General features: G+C 34.0%; 15 protein-coding genes and 1 tRNA gene. 3 read left to right on the forward strand and 13 right to left on the reverse strand.

All coding sequences use genetic code 11. The features are described from left to right. Positions 1-101 precede the first annotated feature (101 nt). Both ACM55K_RS05465 and rpe read left to right on the forward strand, forming a co-directional pair. Positions 102-965: a sigma-70 family RNA polymerase sigma factor gene (locus ACM55K_RS05465; protein ID WP_007137700.1), complete on the forward strand. Its 864-nt coding sequence runs from the start codon at positions 102-104 to the stop codon at positions 963-965. A 371-nt stretch (positions 966-1336) separates the two neighbouring features. Continuing rightward, on the forward strand, positions 1337-1999 hold the full coding sequence (rpe, locus tag ACM55K_RS05470) for a ribulose-phosphate 3-epimerase (RefSeq protein ID WP_416849235.1): 663 nt from the start codon (positions 1337-1339) through the stop codon (positions 1997-1999). Between the two features lie 83 nt (positions 2000-2082). Here the strand turns inward: rpe and ACM55K_RS05475 are convergent, their stop codons facing one another. From ACM55K_RS05475 to ACM55K_RS05520, 10 genes are all read right to left on the reverse strand, one after another. After that, positions 2083-2979, reverse strand: coding sequence for a carbohydrate kinase family protein (locus ACM55K_RS05475; protein ID WP_416849236.1), 897 nt, complete (start codon positions 2977-2979; stop codon positions 2083-2085). A 122-nt stretch (positions 2980-3101) separates the two neighbouring features. Further along, positions 3102-5324, reverse strand: a complete 2223-nt coding sequence (locus tag ACM55K_RS05480; protein ID WP_416849237.1) for an alpha-galactosidase — start codon at positions 5322-5324, stop codon at positions 3102-3104. A gap of 190 nt (positions 5325-5514) precedes the next feature. Then, the gene (locus ACM55K_RS05485; protein WP_416849238.1) at positions 5515-7257 is read right to left on the reverse strand and encodes a RagB/SusD family nutrient uptake outer membrane protein; all 1743 of its coding nucleotides are present in this window, start codon (positions 7255-7257) and stop codon (positions 5515-5517) included. 9 nt (positions 7258-7266) lie between these two features. Continuing rightward, positions 7267-10413, reverse strand: a complete 3147-nt coding sequence (locus tag ACM55K_RS05490; protein WP_416849239.1) for a SusC/RagA family TonB-linked outer membrane protein — start codon at positions 10411-10413, stop codon at positions 7267-7269. 12 nt (positions 10414-10425) lie between these two features. Next, positions 10426-12024, reverse strand: a complete 1599-nt coding sequence (locus tag ACM55K_RS05495) for a glycoside hydrolase family 32 protein (protein WP_416849240.1) — start codon at positions 12022-12024, stop codon at positions 10426-10428. Beyond that, positions 12008-13348: a sugar porter family MFS transporter gene (locus ACM55K_RS05500; RefSeq protein ID WP_416849241.1), complete on the reverse strand. Its 1341-nt coding sequence runs from the start codon at positions 13346-13348 to the stop codon at positions 12008-12010. The genes ACM55K_RS05495 and ACM55K_RS05500 overlap by 17 nt, the downstream gene beginning before the upstream one ends. A gap of 750 nt (positions 13349-14098) precedes the next feature. Beyond that, on the reverse strand, positions 14099-15637 hold the full coding sequence (locus ACM55K_RS05505) for a glycoside hydrolase domain-containing protein (RefSeq protein WP_416849242.1): 1539 nt from the start codon (positions 15635-15637) through the stop codon (positions 14099-14101). A 398-nt stretch (positions 15638-16035) separates the two neighbouring features. Beyond that, a complete protein-coding gene (locus tag ACM55K_RS05510) occupies positions 16036-18759 on the reverse strand; it encodes a hybrid sensor histidine kinase/response regulator transcription factor (RefSeq protein WP_416849243.1) in 2724 nt (907 codons plus the stop codon). Positions 18760-19125: 366 nt separating this feature from the next. Further along, complete coding sequence (locus ACM55K_RS05515; RefSeq protein ID WP_416849244.1) at positions 19126-19935, reverse strand: zinc-dependent peptidase; 810 nt, start codon at positions 19933-19935, stop codon at positions 19126-19128. A gap of 227 nt (positions 19936-20162) precedes the next feature. Further along, on the reverse strand, positions 20163-21584 hold the full coding sequence (locus ACM55K_RS05520) for an aminotransferase-like domain-containing protein (protein WP_416849245.1): 1422 nt from the start codon (positions 21582-21584) through the stop codon (positions 20163-20165). A gap of 123 nt (positions 21585-21707) precedes the next feature. Between ACM55K_RS05520 and ACM55K_RS05525 the strand changes: the two genes are divergently transcribed. Continuing rightward, the gene (locus ACM55K_RS05525) at positions 21708-22739 is read left to right on the forward strand and encodes a zinc-dependent alcohol dehydrogenase family protein (protein WP_416849246.1); all 1032 of its coding nucleotides are present in this window, start codon (positions 21708-21710) and stop codon (positions 22737-22739) included. A gap of 158 nt (positions 22740-22897) precedes the next feature. Here ACM55K_RS05525 and ACM55K_RS05530 read toward each other — a convergent pair. From ACM55K_RS05530 to ftsZ, 3 genes are all read right to left on the reverse strand, one after another. Beyond that, positions 22898-22971, reverse strand: a tRNA-Arg gene (locus tag ACM55K_RS05530). A gap of 61 nt (positions 22972-23032) precedes the next feature. Next, the gene (locus ACM55K_RS05535) at positions 23033-23482 is read right to left on the reverse strand and encodes a GatB/YqeY domain-containing protein (RefSeq protein WP_416849247.1); all 450 of its coding nucleotides are present in this window, start codon (positions 23480-23482) and stop codon (positions 23033-23035) included. A 342-nt stretch (positions 23483-23824) separates the two neighbouring features. Continuing rightward, a complete protein-coding gene (ftsZ, locus tag ACM55K_RS05540; protein ID WP_416849248.1) occupies positions 23825-25771 on the reverse strand; it encodes a cell division protein FtsZ in 1947 nt (648 codons plus the stop codon). Between the last annotated feature and the right edge of the window lie 5 nt (positions 25772-25776).

Raw genomic sequence — 25776 nt, forward strand, 5'->3', positions numbered from 1 at the left:
TTTTTGTTTTTATTTAAATTTATTTTCAAAACTATTGTAACTTTTTAGCGACCCCATACGTATAACCATTTGTACACTTAAAATTTAGGAGACAAAAAAACATGAGACAACTAAAAATCACCAAGCAGGTAACCAATCGTGAAACTGCTTCATTAGACAAGTATTTACAAGAAATTGGAAAAGTTGACCTTATTACCGCTGACGAAGAGGTAGAATTAGCACAAAAGATTAAAGCCGGTGACCAGAAAGCATTAGAAAAATTGACAAAAGCCAATTTACGTTTCGTGGTTTCGGTAGCAAAACAATATCAAAATCAAGGGTTAACCCTTCCCGATTTGATTAACGAAGGGAATTTAGGATTGATAAAAGCAGCACAACGTTTTGATGAAACACGTGGTTTCAAATTCATTTCGTATGCCGTTTGGTGGATTCGTCAATCTATCTTACAAGCATTGGCTGAACAATCCCGTATCGTTCGTTTGCCTTTGAATAAAATTGGTTCTATCAACAAAATCAATAAAATGTACGCTTTATTAGAGCAATCTAACGAGCGTCCACCATCTGCTGAGGAAATTGCAAAAGAACTTGACATGACCGTAAATGACGTAAAAGAGAGTATGAAAAACTCTGGCCGTCACTTATCAATGGATGCACCTCTTGTTGAAGGAGAAGATTCTAACCTTTACGATGTATTGCGTTCTGGTGAGTCTCCAAATCCAGACCGAGAATTAATCCACGAATCATTGCGTACTGAAATCGAGCGTTCATTAGAAACATTAACTCCTAGAGAAGCTGATGTTGTTCGTTTGTACTTTGGTCTTGGTGATCAACACCCAATGACATTAGAGGAAATTGGAGAAACTTTCGACTTAACTCGTGAGCGTGTACGTCAAATCAAGGAAAAAGCAATCCGAAGATTGAAACACACTTCCAGAAGTAAAATATTAAAAACCTACTTAGGTTAATTCACAATATTCCCCAATTAAAATTTTTAAATCTTAAATCTTTTAATTCAAAATGAACAACAGTTTGATTGACTGTTCGTTTTTTGATTGATGATTGAAACTCCGGCTGATTACCGGAGTTTTATTTTTTTTAATCTGAATTCATTTCAGATTCCCTTGAACCTATTCCTGTTTAAAATCATTTGGGCGTAACCCTCCGTAAAAACTTCGGGTCGGGCTTTTCGTTGCAATCTTTTTATTTAAAAAAATAAAAAGGATTTCCACTTCAATCCCTTACGCAAATCGCAGGATGAGTCGCGAATTGAATCTATAAAAAATTTTCGCCAATTGCTGTAAAAAAACTACTTTTGCACAAACAATTCAACTACACAATGAAGAATACACTTATTGCTCCATCAGTTCTTGCTGCTGATTTTGCTAATCTGCAACGCGACATCGAAATGATCAATAACAGTGAAGCCGATTGGTTTCATATTGACATCATGGATGGCGTTTTTGTACCAAACATCTCTTTTGGAATGCCCGTTCTTGAAGCTATTTCAAGACATGCAAAAAAAACAATCGATGTTCATTTAATGATTGTAGATCCAGACCGATACATCAAAACTTTTGCTGATTTAGGAGCAAATATTTTATGTGTACATTATGAAGCTTGCCCCCACTTACACAGAACCTTGCAAGCTATTAAAGCCGAGGGCATGAAAGCTGGAGTAGCTTTAAATCCACACACAAACATTGACCTTTTGGAAGATGTAATCAATGATATCGATTTGGTTTGTATCATGAGTGTGAATCCAGGTTTTGGCGGACAATCTTTTATAGAAAACACTTACGCTAAGGTTCAAAAATTAAAAGATTTAATTACCCGAAAAGGAGCACATACAATTATAGAAATTGATGGTGGCGTTACCAATAAAAATGCAAAACAACTTGTGGAAGCAGGAGCTGATGTTCTTGTGGCGGGAAGTTTTGTTTTTAAAGCCGAAAATCCAACACTAACAATTGCCGATTTGAAGAAATTGACTTCTTTTTAGTTCCTATTATTTTACATAAAAAAGCCAAAGATATTGCTTCTTTGGCTTTTTTATATACTTAATTTTATGCTTAAACTATTTTGTTAAAGCTTCATGAATTTACTTATTTCCTTTTCGGAAATTTTAGGATTGGCTCCTTCATGCCCCGCTACTAATGCGCCAACAGCACACGCATAATTCAATGATTTTTGTGGTGATTTCCCTCTAAGCAATTTGACTATCAGAGAGGCTAAGAAAGAATCCCCAGCTCCTACAGTATCAACTACTTTTATAAAATAACCGCTATTGTAATAAAATTTATCATTGTAATATAAGACCGCACCAAATGCCCCTTTTGTTACGCAAACATGTTTTGTATTTGTCTTTTCAGCGATAAATTTAATATTCTGCTCAAAGGAATTATAAGGCGATTCCAATTGCTGGCTTATCTCATATAATTCTTCATCATTGAGCTTAATGAAATCTGCTTTTAGCATCAATTCATTAAGGACATCTGCCGTATAATACGGAGCTCTTAGATTCGCATCCAAAACCTTATATTTAGCTTTATCCAAAAGATCATACAGAGTAGATCTGGAAACCTCATCACGGCATATTAAACTCCCAAAAACAAAAGCATCTGATTCCGAAACTTTTTCATCCATTTCTTTACTGGGTGTAATTTTGTCCCAGGAAGACGGGTAATGAATATCATAAGAAGCATTTCCCTTTTCGTTAATCATTACATTAACCACACCTGTTTTATAATCTTCCCCTATTTGGATAGCATCTGAACTCACATCCTGATTATTTATAAAAGATATAATTTCGTTCCCATCTTCGTCTGCACCAACCCGACTTATAATCGTTGTTTCTGCTCCCAAAGAATTCATTCGAAGCGCAACATTCAATGGCGCTCCTCCAATTTTTTTATGAGTTGGGAAAAGATCCCATAAAACCTCTCCAAAGCTAACTACACTTAGCATATATTTTGTATTCATCTTATAAAATTTAAAAATTAAGAGCCTGTTTAAGCTAATAAATAAAGTAACAAGCCTCTGTTTTATTTCCCAACTCCTGCTCCAATAGTCAAGAATACTATTGAATCTAAATATGGTTTTACTTATTTAACTTCATTTATCTCCAGCAACACACTTGTTCTTTGCAAAGTAACATTAGGATTGAATCCTGCTTTCATCAAGAAATCCCCTGTGTAAACTTTGTCAGAAGCAATTGTTGAAGTAACACCCGGATACAAGTTAATTTCTTTTACGGTATATTTTTTCTTTGAATTCAATCCGTTAAAAACCACTGGGCGCTCCGTTGCAGTAATGCTAAATCTATTATTCACTAAATAGTTAAAAACAATCGCTTTGCTTTTATCTGGATTTACATACATCAATGCAGCAATATCATTTTCATGGGGATTGACCAAACGAAACATATCGCCATGCCACACTATATCTTTAAATGCGTTGTAATTTGTGATGGCTTGTTTGCAAAACAATTTATCATTCTCATTCAGTTTACTGACAACAATATCAAAACCCAACTTACCCATACTAGCCACGTCAACTCTAAATTTCAGTGGTTGTTTTCCCCAATCGGTGACATGATTATCAGTGGCAATAGAAGGAAAAAAATAAGAATAATCCCATTGCAGAAATATCCTTTCCAAAGGTTCCGTATCATCGCTTGGCCAAAATTCAGTGAAATATTTCAAAAATTCATAATCGCCTCGGCCACCGCCACCTGAACACAGCATCATAGGAACTTTTGGATATTTTGCACGAATTCGTTGAAGGACTTTATACAATCCTTTCATATAATCCACGTACAAATTAGACTGAGGCAATCCTTTTTTATTGAGATAAGCAGAATAAGCATTATAAATAACCGCATTACAATCCCATTTTATAAACGCTAATTCTGGATTTTTTACAAATAAATTATCAACTATTCCAAAAACAAAATCTTGCACTTCAGGATTCGACAGATCCAACACCATTTGATTTCTATAATAAATCTCAGGTCTTTGCGGTTGTCGTATCACCCAATCCAAATGTTTTTCGTACAATTCACTTTTAGGATTTACCATTTCAGGTTCGATCCAAATTCCAAATTTCACCCCTTCTTTTTTGGCTTCTTTTACCAAATAGCCCAATCCGCTAGGAAGTTTCTTTTTATTCTCCAGCCAGTCGCCAAGCCCTGCGTCATCATTATTTCTTGGATATTTATTACCAAACCAACCATCGTCCAATAAAAATAGATCTACACCTAAATCTTTTGTATCCTTAAATAAGGCTTTTATTTTATTTTCATCAAAATCAAAATAGGTGGCTTCCCAATTATTTAATAAAGTAAGACGTTCTCCTTGGCCATCAAGTATCCTGTATTTTCTTGCCCAGTCGTGCAAATTTCTACTGGCTTCCCCTGTACCATGATTTGATAAAGCATAAATTAAAGAAGGTGTTTTGAAAGTTTCGTTTGGAGCCAGGGAATATTCTGAAGCGAACGGATTGATACCCGCGATTAAACGAAGATTTTTATGGGAATCGATTTCAAAATCAAGTTTGAAGTTACTGCTCCAAGCCAACTGTCCCAATAAAACACTTCCTTCATTTTCTGAAGCGGGTTTACCAAAAGACACCATAAAATTTGGCGTTTGCAAAAGCATCGCTCTTGTTCCTAATTTAGAATCTATCGTTCTTATACCTTGTAAAAGCTTTGTTTCAATAGGCTGCATTTCTTTTAGATATTCTCCCTGAAAACTCGTTAGATAGAAATCTTTATTGGAAAAATATAAATTAGCAGAAGCGTATTTTTGCAATAGAACAGCTTTTTTCTCTTTGTGTATTATTTCTGTCCATTGCTCGATTACATTTTCTTTTGCCCAAACTTTGTACAATAAAGCAACTTCAAACGGATAAATGGGATCTTTCAGAAGAATACTGGTAATGGAGGTATTAGCATCTATTTTTTCGATTTTATGACTCACATATTTCAGTTCCAAAGAAGGATTTCCGTCTGCATGTTTGACCTGAATGGCGGGCTCGGATAGATTCCAAGTACCTGCAGGTGTGTACGACGAGTTGTAAATTCCCGCATTGGATTCATCATACTTATAATTAGCTGAAACAGCCGCATATTCACTTTCATTATCAAGGGGTTTTCCAAAATAAATGGTCCGCAATCTATTGTTACTATCCGTTTGCAACAGTAAAACATTATTTGCAGTCGCAATAGGAATGGTTACTCCTTGAGCTGATAAATTGATTGCAGTAATCATAAAACTAAAAAGGAATATGATTTTTTTATTAAGATAGGACACTCGTTTTTCTTCCATACTACTTATTTTAAAACATGAATTTTTGTAAGTCTAAAAAATCTAATGAAAACATCATCAAACTAAATACGCTTAGCAAAAGTATTTCATGCACATTACTAAAAAATTTAAAAATTAAAGGCAAGTTTAAAACTTGCCTTTAACCTAATTTAAAACACTAACCAAACAAACATTATTAGTAACCTTATTTTTAATATCCAGGATTTTGTTTGTATAAACCTCCAGTAAAATCAATTTCTCTTTGAGGTATCGGATAATATTCATCTCTACCCGCAGTAAAATGCGCATTTGAAAGGAAATCTTTCTTTGTTTTTTCTACACCAAGATAAGCGTTCAAAACTTGTTCTGCTTTACCCCATCTCACTAAGTCAAAGAATCTTGGACCTTCCATTCCAAACTCCAATCGTCTTTCAAACATAAGTGCTTTCATAGCATAATCTTTTGACGGAAAAGAAACATATGGAGCAATTTTATAAACATCTGAAGCTCCTGCTGCCAATGGCATTGCTTTACTAGCTGCAGCTCTTGCTCTTACTTGATTAATTATAGGTAATGCTTCAGTATATCTGTTTAATTGTATTAATGCTTCTGCTTTAAATAATAACACATCTGCGTATCTGATAAAATCAACATTTTTTGAAGTACCAATGAATGGTCCATTTTTCACATAACAAGAACAGTCCGGAGATTGTTGCTCTTTCATATTTCCAAAGTATCCATAAACTCCAGGATCTCTAGCCCAACTGAATTTGTAAACCATATCACCGGTAGTTTTCAGTGTGTTTTTGTATTTAAAAGGTCTTCCTGGAACGCCCACTGTATGGTCAATCCTAGGGTCAATAGTAACACCTGCAGCAATTGGCGCATTTCCGTTCCCATCCACTACGTTAAAAATATCCGAATTATTAAAAGTATCCAATAACGGTAAACCGTTAGCATCTGTTCTAAAAGCATTTACCATATTCTGGCTTGCCATGTGAAAACCACAACATCCATAAAGAGGTGTACCATGAGGAGAATTTAACCCGGTTACAAAACTAACTCTTCCTGTATTTGTACCATCATTGATAGAAAACTGAACAGCCCAAATAGATTCTGATCCATTATCATGACCATCTAAAAAGTTATTCCCAAAGTCCGGTTCTAAACTTCCGGTTACTTTATCAGCATAATCAATAACTTCTTGCAATCTAGCTGCATTAATGCTTGTAACCTGATGTGTATCATTTTGTTCGTAAGCCTGATACAATCTTAATTTTGCTAAATAAGCAGCTGCTGCATTTTTATCAGCTCTCCCAACTTGACCTTGTGATTGCTCTAAATTATCGAATGCAAAACGAAAATCATCTGCAATTTTATTCCACAAATCCTCATTTGACAAATCATTAGAAGTTTTTAGAATCTGATCCTGAGTTAAATCTTCTGTTATAAAAGGAACTTTCTTAAACAACAATTTCAACATAAAATGAGAATGTGCTCTTAAAAAGCGCAACTCTGCTTGTCTCACTTTTTTTAACGGATAATCCGCATCAGGAATCGCATTGATTACAGATAAAGCAAAATTAGCTCTTGAAATCGCTTTATAGTGATTCGTCCAAGTTCTAGGTAACATCCAATCTCCATAATCCGGAGTGGTTAGATTGTATTGTTCGTAACGGTCAATAACATCAACATCTCCACGACCACCTCCACCTTTGTAAGCATCATCTGATCGTACACTTCCATAAACCCATTGGTGCGTTATTGGCCCCACCATTTCATCATTCCCTATTGCAGCATAAGCTGCATTAACAAGGGCATCTGCATTTGCAGCTGTAGCCACATTCCCGGAAGATAATACTCCGGTAGGTTCATAATCTAAAAACTCTTTGCTACATGATGCCAAAAATAGGATTGACAAGAAGCTGATAACTATTTTATTATATTTTTTCATGAGAATTAATTAAAAATTAAAGTTTACACCTAATGATAAAGTAGTAGGCACCGGTATTCTGTTAACATCTGTTCGCTCTGGATCTGATCCTATGTACCCCTTTGGAGTAAACCAAAATAAATTCTCTCCTTGTGCATACACTCTACATCTGGTTATGAATCCTGTTCTACCAACTAAACCGTCAGGAAGAGAGTATCCAATTTGTAGATTTCTAAGTTTAAAATAGGAATTATTTCTAAAAAGATAATCTGAAGTCTGACTGTCATTATGCGCCAAAGAAAGAGACGGCACATCCGTATTGGTATTGGTTGGTGTCCAAGCATTAAATGTTCCCGGCCCTGCATTATCTCTACCTTGAACAAAATTATTCCAGTAAATATAAGGATCAACTCCAATTCTTCCGGCTACACCAGAACCAAAAACAGAAAAGTCAAAATTCTTATACGCTAAACTAATATTAATACCATATTCTAATTTTGGAAGTGTTGTACCAATAAAAGTTCTGTCATCTGAATTTATTTTGTCATCACCATTGATGTCTACAAATTTTATACCTCCCAGTCTAGAACCTACTTGAGTCGCATGAGAATCAATGTCTGCCTGACTTTGGAATAATCCATCGGTTTTAAAACCAAAAATTTCAAACTGTGAATGACCAATTATAGAGTTTAAAGCTGTACCTGGATATGCTGCTCTAACTTCTGCCGGTAAATCTGTAATCTTATTTTTTGTTGCTCCAAAATTTGTCGAAACGTTAAAATACAATCCATTTTCTAATTTATCAGCATATCCCACTGTAAGTTCCCAACCCTTATTTGCAGTTGAAGCTCCATTTACAAAACGCTGTTGCCCTTCTCCTACAGCAGATGCTACTGGCGGTTTAATTAAAATCCCAACGGTGTGTCTTGAAAAATAGTCAAAGGAACCTGATAATTTATTTTCGAAAAAACCAAAATCAAGACCTACGTTAACCTCTTTGGTAGTTTCCCATTTTAACCCTGAATTAGCGGCTTGTATAGATACAAATCCAGAAGGTAAATTCCCGGTATTAGTTCCATTCAAATCATAGGCAGTTCCAACATTATAATAGATATTGAAAAAATCAGGAAAATATACATTTTGATTCGATCCGTATCGTGCTTCATACAATCCAAAACGAGCATTATCTCCAATAGATTGATTCCCCACTTCTCCATAACCAGCACGTAGCTTAAGGGCTGAAACGGCTTTTATGTTTTTGAAAAAATCTTCATTATTAATCTTCCAACCTACAGTAGCAGCTGGAAAAATTCCATATCTGTTGTCTTGTCCAAATCTTGACGAACCATCTCTTCGGATAGTAAACGTAGCCAAATACCTGTCTGAAAACGCATAGTTCACTTTACCAAACTGAGAAAGCAACCTGCTACCTGTTGAAATACCATTATTAGTTCTGGCTCCCGTAGCTGCAGAAAGCGTAAAATACGATTCTGACTCTACTGCAAATCCTTCAGCACGAGCATATAAAGTATTCAAATCGGTTTTAGTGGATTCAGTCCCTACAACTACTCCAATTTTATGATTTGAAACTTTCAAGTTGTAACTTAACGTGTTTGAAATTGTTAAACTTGAATATTTATTGGTGTCGAAAGTCAAACTATTGGTACTTCTATTTACAAACCCATTACTCACAGTTGGCTCAATGTCTTTCCTATTGAAATCATTAAAATCCATTCCAATACTATTTCTGAAGGTAAGATTTTTCAAAATATCAATTTCAGTAAAGACATTTCCATACAAAGACATTTTTCTGTTGTTATCCCATCGGTTAAGATATTGCATCAATAAAGGATTATTTCTATCTGAATAACCCGATCCTAATGGTCCGGCATACTCACCAGATGCTGTAAATACAGGAATAGTTGGCGCTAAAGTTATGGCTAAACCTGGTGTTGGTGCATTTCCTACATCATTAGCGGCACTTCTTTCGTTAGACTGTGTAAATTGAGAGTTTACACCAAACCTAACTTTATCATTGAACAACTTAAAATTGGCATTAAGTCTGGCAGAATATCTTTCATAATTAGTATACTTCAACATTCCTGAGTTATCTAAATAACCCATATTCAATACTGCATTTGCTTTATCAGATCCACCAGATACTGACAAATCATTGTTGATTAGCAATCCTGTTTTATACATCGTATCCTGCCAATCTGTATCTCCCACAGGCACATTGGTATTCCCACCCACATAAGGTTTAACAGTTACGCTGTTTAACACTGGGTTATTAAAATCATTATTCCAGTCAAAATTATAGATCTCGCCATACCCGCCAGCTGGATCTGCATGATCGTTAACTGATGCCTGCCACAAAACCTTTCCTCTGTCCAGTGCATTAAGCATTTTATAACGTTGCTTTTTCTCAGAAAGCACTGAAACATTAGTACTGTAAGAAACACTCATCACTCCTTTTGCAGCATTCTTTGTTGTTACAATGATAACACCGTTTGCAGCCCTAGATCCATAAATAGAGGAAGCAGAAGCATCTTTCAATACTTGAACTGATTCTATAGCACTTGGACTCAAGCTGGCAAATACTTCCGGTCTTACCGTAGGAACTCCATCAATTACATACAAAGGATCTGTATTTCCCAGCGTACTCACACCCCTGATTAATATTCTGCTGTTCGCTCCACTTGGGTCACCCGATTTTTCAATGGTCAATCCGGCAACTCTCCCTTGTAAAGCCTGCATAGCATTTCCAGAACTCATACTTTGTCCGGTAATTGGTTTTAAATCTACCACCGTAACGGCTCCAGTTACATCTACTTTTCGCTCCTTTGAATATCCTACTACAACAATTTCGCTTAAATTGATGGACTCCGGTTTTAAAATAACATTTATCGATTCTTGACCGTTAACTTTAATTGTTTGACTTGCAAAACCTGTAAAACTAATTATCAAAGTAGCATTCTTATCTACATTGTTAAGCGCATAATGACCATCAAGATCGGTCGTGGTAGCATTTTTTGTTCCGGAGGCCGTAATTGTTGCCCCGGGAAGTGACATTCCGTCTTCGGAAGAGGTTACCACTCCTTTTATTCCTATATTCTGGGCCGTAAGTGAAAAAAAGGAGCCCATTAAAATTAAGTAGAGGATGATTTTTTGTTTCATAATTTAGATAGTTTAGTTAAATTTTAGTTGGTTAATTATTAAATTCTCAATAGTGAAATTGAAATTTTCTTTAGTGACTGAAAATGTTTCCATTGGTTTTTCCGGAAAAAATATTTCGGTCATAACTGTTTGTCCGTTATTGTAAAATACTTCGATTGAGGTTTTATCAATTAGTACTCTTACATCCATTTTATCAAAATCTTCGGTAAATGGTGCTTTAGAAACTTCCTTTGCAAAAACATCTGAAAAAGACAAATTCCTTGATTTTCTTCTATCGATAAAAAAGTACTTGTCTTTTTTATTGATGCCAAAACTTATAGTGTTATCAGAACTATTGGAAAGTGAAAAAGTATAGACATCTTTTTTCAAGTTCTTCATTGTAAATCGGATATCCACTCTTGATAAATCAATCAGCGATTTATCAATCAACACCGTTTTTTTCTCAATTTTAAGCACCTCTTTTTTTATAGTCTTTGAAACATAATTTTGTAATTCTTTAACTGGCTGAGAAGAAACCCTGAAATGATTTCCTGCTTTTATAAGTTTCAATTCTCTTGGCAGCGTCATGCTCCCTCTCCATTTCTCTGAAGGTACTTTGTTCGCATATTGCCAATTGGACATCCAACCCGTAAACAATTTTCTACCATCAGTCTCTGAAATATTTGACCACGTAACACCCGCATAATTATCTCTGCCGTAGTCAATCCAAAGTGATTTATGTTGTTTCAAATCGGCAGAAAAGGATTCATCCAAAGTAAATGTGGTACCATCAAAATCTCCAACAAAATATTGAGTAGCAGAACCTCCATTAGGACCTCCAGGGTTTATACTTAGCAAAAGCACCCATTTATATTCATCGGAACCATCTATAAGCATCGGGAAAAAATCTGGACATTCCCAAACACCACCATGAGCCCCAATGTTTTTACCAAAATCAGAAAGTAACTGCCAATCTTTTAAGTTTTTAGAACTATAAAACATCGTTTTATCTCCTGCTGCTAAAACCATTAACCACTGTTTATGGACATTATCCCAAGTCATTTTTGGATCTCTAAAATCTCTGATATTTGGAAATTTGACAACTGGATTTTTCTCATACTTAGTCCAAGTCAAACCTTCGTCTAACGAATAAGCAATTCCTTGCGACTGAACACCTGCCTCACCAGATTTCTCTTTTACAGGATTGTGATAGGTGAACATCGCTACAATGGGCGGATTTTGTAAACTACCAAAACCAGAGGTGTTTTTTAAATCAACTACAGCACTTCCCGAAAAAATATACCCTTTTTCATCCGGATAAATAGCTATTGGTTTTTCTGTCCAAGTTATAAGATCATTACTTATAGCATGGCCCCAGTGCATTGGTCCCCAAACATTTGAATCTGGATAATGTTGATAAAAAAGATGGTAATAGCCATTATAAAAAAACATTCCATTAGGATCATTCATCCATCCCTTTTTGGGCGTAAAATGAAAATTTGGTCTGTAAAGTTCTTCCTCTGAATAGACTTTTTTATCCAAAAGGGAAGATTCCTTACAACTAAATAAAGTCAGTAATCCCATTGCACAACATATTGACAAGAAGTATCTTTTTTTAGTTACTGTAATCATAATTTTCTTTTTTTATTAATTTTTTACTTAATTCTTCTAAGGAAATCCCTTTAGTTTCCGGCATCAAAACCGCAACAAACAAGAGCTGAAAAACCATCATTATTGCGAAAAATAAAAACACAACTCCAGGACCTATCGTCGAAAACAAAAATGGAATTAGAGATGGAATTATTGCTGCTAAAACCCAGTGCGTTGTACTCCCAAAAGCTTGTCCGGATGCTCTAAGATGATTTGGAAAAATTTCTGAAATAAAAACCCAGATTACGGCTCCTTGACCTATTGCATGTGAAGCAATAAATAAAAACAAGAAGATTGGAACCGCCATTCCTTGCCAATGGAAAAAGAAGGCCATGGCAACAAGAGAAAGTGAAACAATGTATCCTACTGAACCAATATACATCAAGACTTTTCTCCCCAGTCTGTCAATTAGAAAAACACCAATCAGCGTAAAAACTAAATTTATGGCTCCAATTCCTATACTGCTCAATAAAGCGGTGCTTTCTCCCAAACCAGCTTCTTGAAAAATTCTGGGTGAATAATATAAGAATGCATTAATCCCAGACAATTGGTTAAACAGTGCTATAAAAAAGGCTAAAATCAAAGGAGTGCGATACTTTTTCATGAAAATATTTTCATTGGAAATAGTCGCATCATTATTATGCTGGTTAATCTCCACCATCATTTTTTCAAAGTCGGCTTCTTGCCCCATTAGCTGCAAGACTTTTTTAGCCTCCTCATTTCTGGATTTAGACAATAGCCATCTTGGGCTTTTTGGGATCGTAAAAATAAATAGTGTATAAATAAAAGATGGAATTGCTTGCACTCCCATCATCCATCTCCATGAGTTTTCACCCGTGTTCCTTAATAAGTAATTGGAAAGGAAAGCAACTAGGATTCCTAAAACAATATTAAACTGATAGAAAGCAACCAGTTTACCTCTATCTTTTGCAGGTGCAATTTCAGAGATATAAGCGGGTGCAGCAATTGTTGATGCTCCTACTCCAAGACCTCCAATAAATCTAAATGCGGCAAAAACAAATGGATTGTTTGCCATAGCCGAACCAATAGCCGAAATGAAGAATAAAATTCCTATCCATAATAGTGTATTCTTTCTTCCTATTTTATTAGTTGGAATGCCACCAAATATTGCACCGAATACGGTACCCCATAAAGCCATTCCCATAACTACTGTTCCATGGAAAGCATCTGAGGAATTCCATAAAACTTGTAGCTTTTTATCAGCTCCAGAAATAACAACGGTATCAAATCCAAAAAGAAACCCTGCTAATGAAGCAATCAGAGACCAAACAACAATTTTTTTCATTATCAAAAAATATTAAATTAGATTGCTAAGATATCCGCATAAATTTTGCTTTTATTTTGAGGATGTTACAATTTCATTTAATACTGTTTTTAATCGAAAACAAAAACGTAAACTACTGTATTTAAAGATATTACATGTAAAAATAAATAAAGAACTACTTCGTTGTAGTTCAATTATGTTACACCTGTTACAATTATGTTACCCCAATTTTAAGAAAGAAACCCTGGATATAGGTTAATAAAAAAAGCTACTGGACTGATTTTACTCAATTACTATAATTTTAAATTTATTTTTACAGGAAGTTTAAAAATAATCCATAAAAAAAATGAATTTATTAATTCCATATTATAAAAGTATTCTAAAGGTTTAAAAAAATCACGCAGATTAAATACATTGTAACCTCAAGATCCATGGATATTTTTATATCTACTTACAGGAATTGCAACAAGGACAAAACAATTTATAATTAAAAAACAATTCCCAATATATTTTCTGCTTCGTTTTATTACACAAAATGTACTCGAACCCAGATTTCGAATAGTTTGATCCTCCGCGGAAAGCAACTAAATTATTCCATTCAAATAAAGTCATAAAAAAACCATCAAAATTAGATTTTGATGGTTCTGATTGTAACATTAAATAACTAAAAAAGTAACAAAATTTATGTCTTTACTGAGTCTGAACCTATATAACACAAGCGTTGTAATAAAGATTGGAAAGGCTAAGGTCAACGTTTTCTATAACCAACTTTTATTTAAAAATTTTTAAGTCTGAAAAAGTTACTTCCCCATTATCAGCAAAAATAGCCCATGGATTTTGATTCATTTTATAAATACGATTTGTAAAAGCTATTTCGTCATTAATATATATCACACATACCGAATTTTCAGAAATGATTGTAATATCAAACTCTTTATTAGCCGGGACATTTAGTGGAAGCTGCGTTACATTTAGGGAGGACGCATTTTTTATAACCTTATCTAATCTTAATTGATTTTTGGCTAAATCGAATACAATAGCAAATACTTCATTTCGCGTTTCACACGCTCCAAATTCAAAACCAAATTGAGTGGAGGATGTCGCTTTTATATGTGCTTTAATTTTAAATGCACCCACTTTTCTTTCAAATACTGAAAATGCTTTTCCAGCCGCATTACCCTTCAATGTATAGGCATCTCCTTGCTTTGTAGTTCCAAAACCTATAGTCGCATTTAAAGCTTCATTAACAATAAACTTGCTGTCTACACCATTAGGTATCGCAATGCCTAATGTTCCATTTGGATGCTGAACAAGTCGATGCGTTACAAGCGATCCAGCCCAATCAAAAATAGTGGCATCACTATTTTTATTTTTAGTGGGACACCATCCTGCTATATAACGGTTTATGCCATCGGTAACTGTTTTCCCCGCATAAAAGGCAATCCCATCCAACTTACTATTTACAGGAGTAATCCAAGTATTGGCTGTTAGCAGACGGTATTTATAGTGTACCATTCGATCATCAATATTTGAATAAACTAAATACTGATAGTCACCCATAGTAAATACATCAGGACATTCCGTTATAAAGGTGGTTGTATCCTCATAAAGTGGCTTTTCCAAAGTCCAATCTCTCAAATTCGTAGAACTGTATTGAGCGATAACTGCTCGCCATGGGACAGTACTATTAGAAACTAAACCAACCTCAGAACGTGTCGCAATCAACATTTTATATTTTCCAGTAATTTTATCCTCTATAACAATTGGGTCTCTAAATTCATTACGGTCGTATCCGAAAGAAGCCTGTAATAAAAAGGAAGGATCTTTGGTCCAATTTTTTAAATCCATAGACGTTGCAAGCATAATTTTTTCTTTGGGATCAAGATTTCCATTATGACCAGTATAGAAAGCGTAATAAACACCATTCCTTTTAAAAACGGATCCGGTTCCCAATGCACCATCCTGTTGATTCGCAGTTCCTGTGGCTATCATTTCACTAGTGTCGGTGAACGTTCCAAAATCAGACGTAGTTACCTTATACCATGGATGAAACGTGGGCATTGTATTTCTTGCATCGTACAAATAGAAAAGATGGAATATACCATTTTCATAAAATGGTATGGGATCCCCAACCCAACCCACAGAAGGTTTAAAGAACGTTCGATACGTACTATCTGATTCATTAGGGGTTTGACACGCTGGAGCGTTTGTTCCTAAAATAGGATTTTCAGTTGGTTTATCCTCTTTAGTGCAATTATAAAATAATACAAAACAAAGTGGAAGGCATAAAAACGTGCGATTTATTTTCATTTTTGAATGGTTTACGAGAACTATAAAGTGCGCAGAAAAGACTTGATAATCTCAGATTAAATAATTTTTATCAGAAAAACGAAATCAGTGAAAAGAAATAGAAAACTCCCAAAAGCTTTCGCAGCTCCAATTTAAAATCAAACAAAAAAAGTAGTGCAGTTTAGATCTTAAATTCAATTACCAAGATATTTTTTAAAAATCGGCTTTTATATCAAGAATGGTGTGGTTTCATATACTACTTAATAAAATCAATAAAAATAATTCAACACTCTAATTATTAATTAATTACACATAAATAAAAAGAGCAACTACTTCGTTGTAGTTGCTCTTATGTTACATAAAGTACAATTATGTTACGCTATTTTTGTTAGGAAGAAAATGGTTTCATAGAAAATAATCTACTTTTTACTTTTATATTCTTTAGGCGTAACCCCAAATTTATTTTTAAAGGAAGTTGAAAAATAATTTGGTGAGGAGAAACCAACCGCGTATGCAATTTCTGAAATATTTAAATCCGCCTTTTTCAGCAATTCTTTTGATTTATCTAATCGTATATTATTAATATGGTCACTGACACTAATTCCTAATATAGCTTTCACTTTTCGATACAATTGTACCCGAGAAATAGTTAAACTTCGCGCAAGATCTTCAACAGTGTAAGCAGAATTATCCAAGTTTTTTTCAATAAGATCATTCAACTTTCTTAGAAAATCCTGTTCAGAAACTCCAAAATCAGCATCCTCAATATTTAAAATATTATTGGTATAATAAAATCGAAGTTTTTCTCTGTTAAAGAGCAATCCTTTAATAGATTGCGCCAGTACTTTTAAATTGAAAGGTTTTGTCAAAAAGATATCGGCACCACTTTCTAAAGCCTTTAAATAGGAATCTTGATTATCCGAAGCCGTAAGCATTATAATAGGAATATGTGATGTTCTCAAATCTTTCTTCAGGATTTCACAAATTTGAAAACCATTCTTTTCAGGCAAATTCAAATCACAGATAATAATATCGGGAATTAATTCCAATGCTCTTTCAATTGCATTGGTACCATCAGAAGCAAAAAAAGTATATTCTGCAGAAAATTTATGAGACACAAAATCTAAAAGCTCCTTATTGTCCTCTATATAAAGAATCGAATATTTATCTTCGGTGTTTTTTGGCTCAACACTTTGAATAAACTCTGAATCCAGATAATCCGGTTCATGAATAAAATCTAGCATTGGTTCTTTTATTATATATTTTTCATCAAGATGCTCTTTTCCTAATGGTAAAGTAATTATAAATTCTGCTCCATTTTTTGAATTAATATCAATTTTCCCTTTGTGCAGATCAATAAAACTTTTTGATAAATGAAGCCCTATTCCAGAACTGTTCCTGTAATTATTAGAACCTTGATAAAAAGCATTAAAAACCTCCTTCAACTCATTTTCAGGAATCCCTATACCCGAATCTTTAAAGTGAATTTTAACTGTATTATTGGGTTTATCTTCTTTTATTACAATCGAAATTTTACCTTTTTCAGGGGTGAATTTAAAGGCATTTGACAACAAATTAAAATAGACTTTATCCATTAGGTTTCGGTCGATATAGACCTCGAGTTCCGGATTGTTAGTTGTCAGTGAAAAATCAATATTTCTTTTCTTTGCTTCCCGATCAAAATCACCAATAATACTTTTTGAAAAATCTAAAATATTAGTTTTTGATGCTCTTAAAGTAAATTTTTGATCCTCTGTTTTTCTATAGTCTAATAATTGATTAATTAACCGGAGTAACCTTCTGGAGTTGTTATACATCAAATTTATTTCCTTATTCACGGAAACCCCTTTATTCCTAAATTCATTTCCCAAAGATTCAATAGAACTCAATATCAGCGTTAACGGCGTTTTGAATTCATGAGACAAACCTGTAAAAAAATTAAGTCTTGCTTCGTTACTTAGTTTTAGCTCTTCAGAAAATTTTTCAATTTCATTTCTTTGGCTGATAATTTTTTTATTTGTCTCTTCTAATTCTTTCTTCTTACGACGAATTGTAATTCCAGAATAAATACTATATATCGCTAAACTTAGTACAATTATAAATAAAGAAATTAAAAGTTTCAGAAGATTACTCTGAGTTGAATATTTCTTTTCTTGATTTTTAATAATCTTTTGTTGTTGTTCAATATCAGATTGTTGGATTGTTATTTTATCAAATTGATTACTCATTATATCTGCATTAAGAGAGTCAATCAATATCGTATTGAGTTTATTATTTTTAGGAACAATTTCTTGATTGACTATTTTTAAAGCTAATCGTATCGCTTCGCTACCGCCTGTTGGGTATAAAACAGTTGCTTCTAAAATTTTATCTTTTACATATTGTATCCCTCCGAATGGTCCATTAAGCCCATCAACCCCTATAAATTTTATTTTTTTATCTAACCCTTTATCCTTTGCAATTTTCCACGCGTTATACGCAATAAAATCATTAAAGGCATAGACGTAATCAATATTAGGCAGACTATCTAATAACTTTATATAATTTGTTTTTGGATGTCCAAAGTCATCTGAATCGATGTCAAAAACTTTAATACCAGGATATTGGTTAATAATTTGTTTAAACCCCAAGCTTCTTTCTAAACCAGGTGATGTATCTAAATCCCCATAAATTTGAATTACATTAGCATGTCCTTTAGAAATTGAAACAAGATGTTTACCCGCTAATCTTCCTACTTCAATATTGTCTGCGCCTAAATATGCTGTATAATTACTCGTATTTACTTTTCTATCAACAACGATTACCGGAATACCTTTAATCTTTGCTTTTTCTATAACTGGGACAATCGAATCTGATTCAAAAGGAGAAACTATGATGACATCTACTTTATCTTCAATAAACTTTTCAATATCATGAATCTGTTTTTTTGGTTGACGATTCGCATTATAAATTCTCAGGCTAACCTCTGGATGAAGTGAAGCTTCTACCTCCATTGCATGATTCATCGATGTTCTCCAAATATCGTCATCCACACTTTGTGAAAATCCTATAGAAATTTTCTTTCTATCACCTTCTGATGAATTACAGGAATTCAGTATACATATAAAACTTGCCAGTAGTATAAAACAGCCTCTTCTTGACATACGATTTATGATTATAAAAATAACAATATAAAAATTTTAGAGTAATTTCAGTTATTCTTGTAATTGATTTTTCTAAAATCATGTCAATAATAATATCACTGACTATAGACGCTCTTAACCTTACAAAAATGATTCCTGATTATGATAATTTCAAATAGTGTAGTAATTGTTCTTCTTTTTAGAACTAATATCATTTCCTTTTGAGTATAAAATGATTTTTACAATTATGGACAAATATATAAAAATATGGCATTACTATTTCATTTTAGATAACGATTTTCTTTTTAGGAACTTACTGATAATTTTTATCAAAAAGAAATTATTATAAAATACAAAACCGAATTAAGCTGATTTGAATCATTCCTTTTAATTTAAATATTCTTCTTTAAAATTGATCATCTTAGCAACATGAGCATATAATTGAGGATGGGTTGTTTTAAAAACAGGAGGTGTTTCAAAAAAGTGCTCTAAGATTACCGATAAAAATTCAAATTGATTTTCATAGGCATACAATCTAAAATAGCCTTTTTGTTGTAGTTCATTATTTAAATTTTGATCCGTGTAATATTTTATGACTTCATTGAATTCATCAAAAAAGACAATTGCACTTGGATCATTACTTTTCAAACAATGAAAATGCAGTACATGTGAAAACTCATGTAGACCAAGATTAATATTGTCATTTGATTTTGAATGCCCCAATAAAAAATCATCCCATGAAAAAACTATCGCTTTCATTCTAGGATTAAATTCTCCTTTATGATATTCTTGATTTACGGTAGAATAATAACTGGAAGGATAAATAATTATTTTATCAAATAAACTGACAAGATAATTTCTCATTCCAAAAGTTAACATTATATAAGTTCCTGCAATCAGCATTTGCATGTGTTCCGTAATAGCAATCTCTTTACCTATAAACTGATAATTTCCAATAAACTTATTCACCCAATGTTCAAAATACATTTTCCTTTTAGGGGAAAGCCTATTATAAAATGGAAATCCATTTACTAAAACTTGTCTTTGGTTTAATTTTAATTTCTTGGAGAAAGGATACCAATGAATATAAAGTGGTTTATTGAATAGTAAGAGATAAGCAGGTTCCAGAACTCTAAAAATAATTATTAAAAGGAATAATGTCCCAAAAAGTATAGAAATAAAAAGCTGCTCTGTCATATTTTTGCCTTCTTTTAAAAACAAAAATACTCCAAAATAATCAAGTTTACTTGAAATTATTTTGGAGTATTTCTATTCGAGTTTGTGAACTTCTTGGTACAAAATTCGAACCTTTTATTAGAATATTTACAGATTTTAAGCGAGCTAACAGAGGTTTGAAAAGAAAAGTATTTTAAAAGGTTTTGCTTTATTAATAACTTATCATTAATACACAGTACTACAGATGCTCAATATGACATAATTATATGCGCCAGATTTCTAATGGCATTTTCAATTTTATTGGTCCATAAAGGACAATAGTTTAATCGAATATAGTTTTGATAGTATTCTAATGAAGAAAAGATATGGCCGGGACAGATACCTATTCCCTGACTAAGTGCCTTTTTCTGAAAGTTAAATGCATCAATACCAGCAGGGAGTTCAATCCAAATACTTAGCCCTCCTTTCGGTACTGCAAGTTTAGTCCCTTCGGGGAAATACTGATTAATCGCACCGATATATTTGATCATCTGTCCCTGAAGATCATTACGCATTTTTCTAATATGTTTGCTGTACAGACCACTTTCTAAATACTTACCGATAGCGTCCTGCAAAATCCCATTGGTAGATATATTAGAACCAAATTTTAATTTCTCAATGTTTAGATGATGCCTGCCTGCGGATACCCAGCCTATTCTGAAGCCCGGTGCGAGTGTTTTTGAGAAAGAGCTGCAATAAAGGACATTATCATAATTGTCGTAGGCTTTTGCAGGATAACCATTAGCAGCGCCAAAGGACAATTCTCCAAGACAATCGTCTTCTATCATCGGAATATTTAGCTTGCCTAATAATTCAACCAGCCTTATTTTATTTTCTTCAGACATGGAACTTCCGGTAGGGTTATGGCAGCGAGGCATAAAAATACAGGCGGCTACTTTATTATTTGCTAAAGCCAGTTCAAGATCATCGATACATAAACCAGTTTCGGGGTCTACTTTAATTTCAAGGGCTTTTAACCCACGGCGTTCCAAACTTTGCAAAATTCCGTGGTAGGTTGGCGATTCAACTGCTATAATATCGCCCTTGTTAGTAATGCAATCGAGACAAAGATTGATAGCTTCCATACCACCATTGGTAACTAATATATTTTTGGGATTTAGTGGCTTTTTCCATTCAAGGGAAAGCCTCGATATCTGTTTGAGCAGGTTCGGATGGCCATCTACCAGCGGATACTGGAAGTTGTCATTACCCGCTTCACTAAGCGATGCCTTGACCGCTTTGTTAAGACTTGTTATTGGAATAAATTCATTTACAGGTGCAAGGATCGAAAAATTGATAATGCCGTTTTCCTTAGCGTTTTTCATCATCGCAGCCGCCATCGCAGTAATCTCAACGTTTGCTGGCAACATTGGTCGTGATTTAGTTTCAGGTACTTTTAAAGAAGAACCGAAGGAATTTAGGATATATCCTGAACGAGGACGAGAGATGATTAAACCTTTTGCTTCAAGCAAAGAATAAGCCTGAAATACTGTATTTAAACTTACTTTCAAATCTCTTCCTACCTGACGTACTGATGGAACTTTGTCACCTGGCTTAAGCTGCAAAATATTTATATTCTCTTCTACTTTTTCTGCAACCTGTTCATATCGAAAACTTTTACCTGTCATCATATCTACTTAATTAAATATTGATAAAGGCAAAGATATGCAATCTGATCTCATTTTTTTTATAAGATCTGAATCTGTTCTTGTATTTGTATTAGTTTGATATTTGTACCATAAAATAATTAAGATATGATACTAGAAAAAAATACTATGAAAGCTTGGCAATTAAAAGGCTTTGGTTTAGATAATTTGAAATTAGAAGATATTGCTATACCGACTCCAGGAGCGAATGAAGTTTTAATCAAAGTTGGAGCTGTATCATTAAATTTTAGAGACAAGGCTATTGTAGACGGAATCTATGAACCAGAAATGGTTCCGAATCCATTAACTCCTATATCTGATGCTTCCGGAACAATTGTACAGATTGGTGCAAATGTAACCAGATTCAAATTAGGGGACAGGGTAACTTCTCATTTATATTCTAAATGGATAGAAGGTGCACCCGCCCATAATGAACCTGATTTCTGTTTTGGTTCTCCGCTGCCTGGTGGTCTTGCAGAGTATATGATTATTCATGAAGAATCTGCAGTTTTGGCACCATCAACATTGACTGATGAAGAAGCTTCTACTTTACCAATCGCTGCACTTACAGCTTGGTATTCTCTAATTACATATGGTAATTTACAAAAAGGGGATTCGGTTTTGATACAAGGAACGGGCGGTGTTTCAATCTTTGGTATCCAACTTGCGACTGCTTTGGGCGCAAGAGTTATTGTTACTACAAGCAGTAACGAAAAAGGAGAAAGGGCTCGCAGATTAGGTGCTCAGGAAGTAATCAATTACGTGGAAACACCGGAATGGGCTGCTGAAGTAGTTAGATTAACGAATGGAAAAGGAGTAGATCAACTATTAGAAGTAGTTGGCGGAGATGGATTAAACGATTCAGTTAAAGCAACGAAAGTTACCGGACAAATATCAGTCATAGGATTCTTGGCTGGGCAAACCACTGATCTCAATTTGATGCAGGTAATTTTTAGACAGACTAAAATTCAAGGTATCGCGGTTGGGAATCGTTCTGCGTTTGAAGAAATGAATAAAGCTTTTGACCAGTATAATATTAAACCAGTTATCGAAAAAGTATACCAATTTGAAGACGCAATTGAAGCCTATCGCCATTTAGCCAAAGGAGCATTTGGGAAAATTGTAATTAAAATTAGTTAAGTAGCTAGTAATCTAAAATCTCAAAATAACTTTAAAGGATTCGAACTGGTAAACTCAAAAAATATAAGGGATCATTAATCAACTAGATCTATCGATAATTTTGTAGAACCAAAAAAAGCCTGCAAAATTAATATTTTGCAGGCTTTTTAATTTTCTTGTGACCACGGCAGGGTTCGAACCTGCAACCCTCAGAGTCGAAATCTGATATTCTATCCAGTTGAACTACGCAGTCATTTAATTTTAGATTTAGGCTATTTGAAATCCCAATTCCTAAATCTAAAATTATAAATATTTTATGTCAATAATTTTTTAACTATTGTAGAAATGGTTTTTCCTTCTGCAGTTCCGCCTAATTGCGCAGCAGCTAATCCCATCACTTTTCCCATTGAAGCAATACCTGCAGCTCCAGTTTCGGAGATGATTTTTGCAATCACTGCTTCCACTTCTGCTTCGCTTAATTGCGCTGGCAAGAATTTTTCGATTACTGCAATTTGAGCCAATTCTGGTTCAGCCAAATCCAAACGGTTTTGTTCTGTAAAAATTCTAGCACTTTCCTTACGGGTTTTCACTAATCTTTGAAGCAATTTAACCTCGTCGTCTTCCGTTATTTCTTCTTTTGATCCTGATGCTGTTTGAGCTAATAGGATTTCAGATTTTATAGCTCTTAAAGCTTCTAATGCAACGGTATCTTTGGCTCTCATGGCAGTTTTCATTTCGTCCATGATTTGTACTGATAAACTCATATTCTTTATTGTTAATTTGGTTAATCGATTATTTGTTTAATCGATTGTTGAAATGCTAATTATGAAAACGACTGCTCTTTAAATGCCCCAGATGGTAGTGAAAAGCCTTTTTAAGAGAAAATGTATTTTTTCTTATACTTAAAAAGCGACTTTAGAAGCTCTTTTAAGGACTTAGAAAAAAGCATTTTCGAGAAAAAGCTTGAAACGACAGCTGGATTAAGGCCCGACAAATTTAAAGAAATTTACTGGAATTAACAATAGATTGCTTTCTTCTCGCTACACAAAAAAATAACCCGAAAATTAAATTGAATTTTCGGGCTGTTTCATTTTGGTTTGAGTTAGTTAATCTACATTGTCATGCAAATACGAATTGTTAGAACGCAACTGTAGATCGTTGTTGCTGTCTGTTCCAACTGAAATTCTCGAATTTGTATTATTAGTTTGATTGTTTGAAATGTCTATTCCTAATCTTTTGTAAGCTGGCTCTTTTTCATACTCATCAATTTTAGAAACATTGTTATGAAACTTATAATTGAATTCTTTTAATTTTTTTCTTCTTTCATCAGCTCTCATTCGCAATGATTCTTCAATGGTCATTTCCATAGGAGAAATGGCATCAAAGTCAACAGGCGTATTTACTGGTGTATTCACTTGTTTCATGGTAATGTTCAACTCAGCCGGAATAACAACTTCTGGAGTCTTAGCAACTGGCTTAGCCATGAAATCATTCTCAGGTTCCATATATTCTTCAAGAGAATATTTGATAATTCCGTTATCAGTCAATTCCGTTACTGGAACAAATTGAACTGCTTCATTTACCTTAATATCACGAGTTTCATTCGTTAGTTCAAACAAAACTTTGTTTTCTTCCACTTGTGCTACCGGTTCTGTTTTGAAAAGTGGCAAATCAAAAGAGAAAGTAGTTTGTTCTTGTCTTTCAATAACTTTTGGCTGTACAGCTTTCACTTCGGCTACTGGAGATGTGATTGTGAAATCAATATCAGTGATAGGCGAAACAATTTCGAAAGTAACATCTAAATTTTTAATAAATTCAGACATAACCATCAACTCTTCTTTATTGATTGTTGGTGCTGGTGTTGGTATTGTTACCGCTGGTTCAGGCGCAACTACAGTATCTTCTAACAAATCGAAAACAATTCTTTCGTTTGAATTAGAAACTGGAGATTCTGTATTCAAATCAAATGCAGTAACCGTTTTATTACTTAGATTATGAACACTTCTCTGCTCATCTTCTAATGTGTGAATTATTTTTTTTGGCTCTGTATTTACGATTTCATTTTGTTGTTCAATATCAAAACCTGTAGCGATTATAGTCACTGCAATAGCATCTCCAAGCGATTCGTCTTCACCAACCCCCATGATAATATTAGCATTATGACCTGCCTCAACTTGAATATGATCATTGATTTCTCCAATTTCGTCAATTGTAATTTCATTAGTTCCAGAAACGATAAGCAACAATACGTTTTTGGCACCAGTAATTTTATTATCATTTAACAAAGGAGAATCTAAAGCAGCAATAATGGCTTCCTTAGCTCTATTCTCACCTGAAGAAACAGAAGATCCCATAATAGCCGTTCCGCTATTAAACAATACTGTTTTGGCATCTCTTAAATCGATATTTTGAGTATAGTGATGCGTGATTACTTCAGCAATTCCTCTTGAGGCTGTCGCCAAAACTTCGTCTGCTTTTGAAAACCCAGCTTTGAAACCAAGATTTCCATATACTTCTCTTAATTTATTGTTATTGATAACAATTAAAGAGTCGACTTGTTTACGTAATTTTTCTATACCAATTAACGCTTGTTCCTGACGCACTTTCCCTTCAAATAAGAAAGGTAATGTCACAATCCCTACAGTAAGAATATCTCTTTCTTTAGCCAATTGTGCAATTACTGGTGCAGCTCCCGTTCCAGTTCCACCACCCATTCCGGCAGTGATGAACACCATTTTAGTATTGCGATCCAACATTTTTTCAATCTCGGAAATACTTTCAATAGCAGATTGCTGACCCACATCTGGGTTTGCTCCAGCGCCAAGTCCTTCGGTTAAATGTACTCCTAACTGTATTTTGTTAGGCACAGAACTGCTCTGTAAGGCTTGAGAATCCGTATTACATACGATAAAATCTACGCCTTTGATCCCTTGTTTAAACATGTGATTTATGGCGTTACTACCGCCTCCACCTACACCAATAACTTTTATTACATTTGATTGGTTCTTAGGTAAATCAAATGAAATACTTCCAAATTCTGAGTTGCTCATCATTTTAT

This window comes from Flavobacterium arabinosi (assembly GCF_048158725.1).
GTDB classification, from domain to species: domain Bacteria; phylum Bacteroidota; class Bacteroidia; order Flavobacteriales; family Flavobacteriaceae; genus Flavobacterium; species Flavobacterium arabinosi.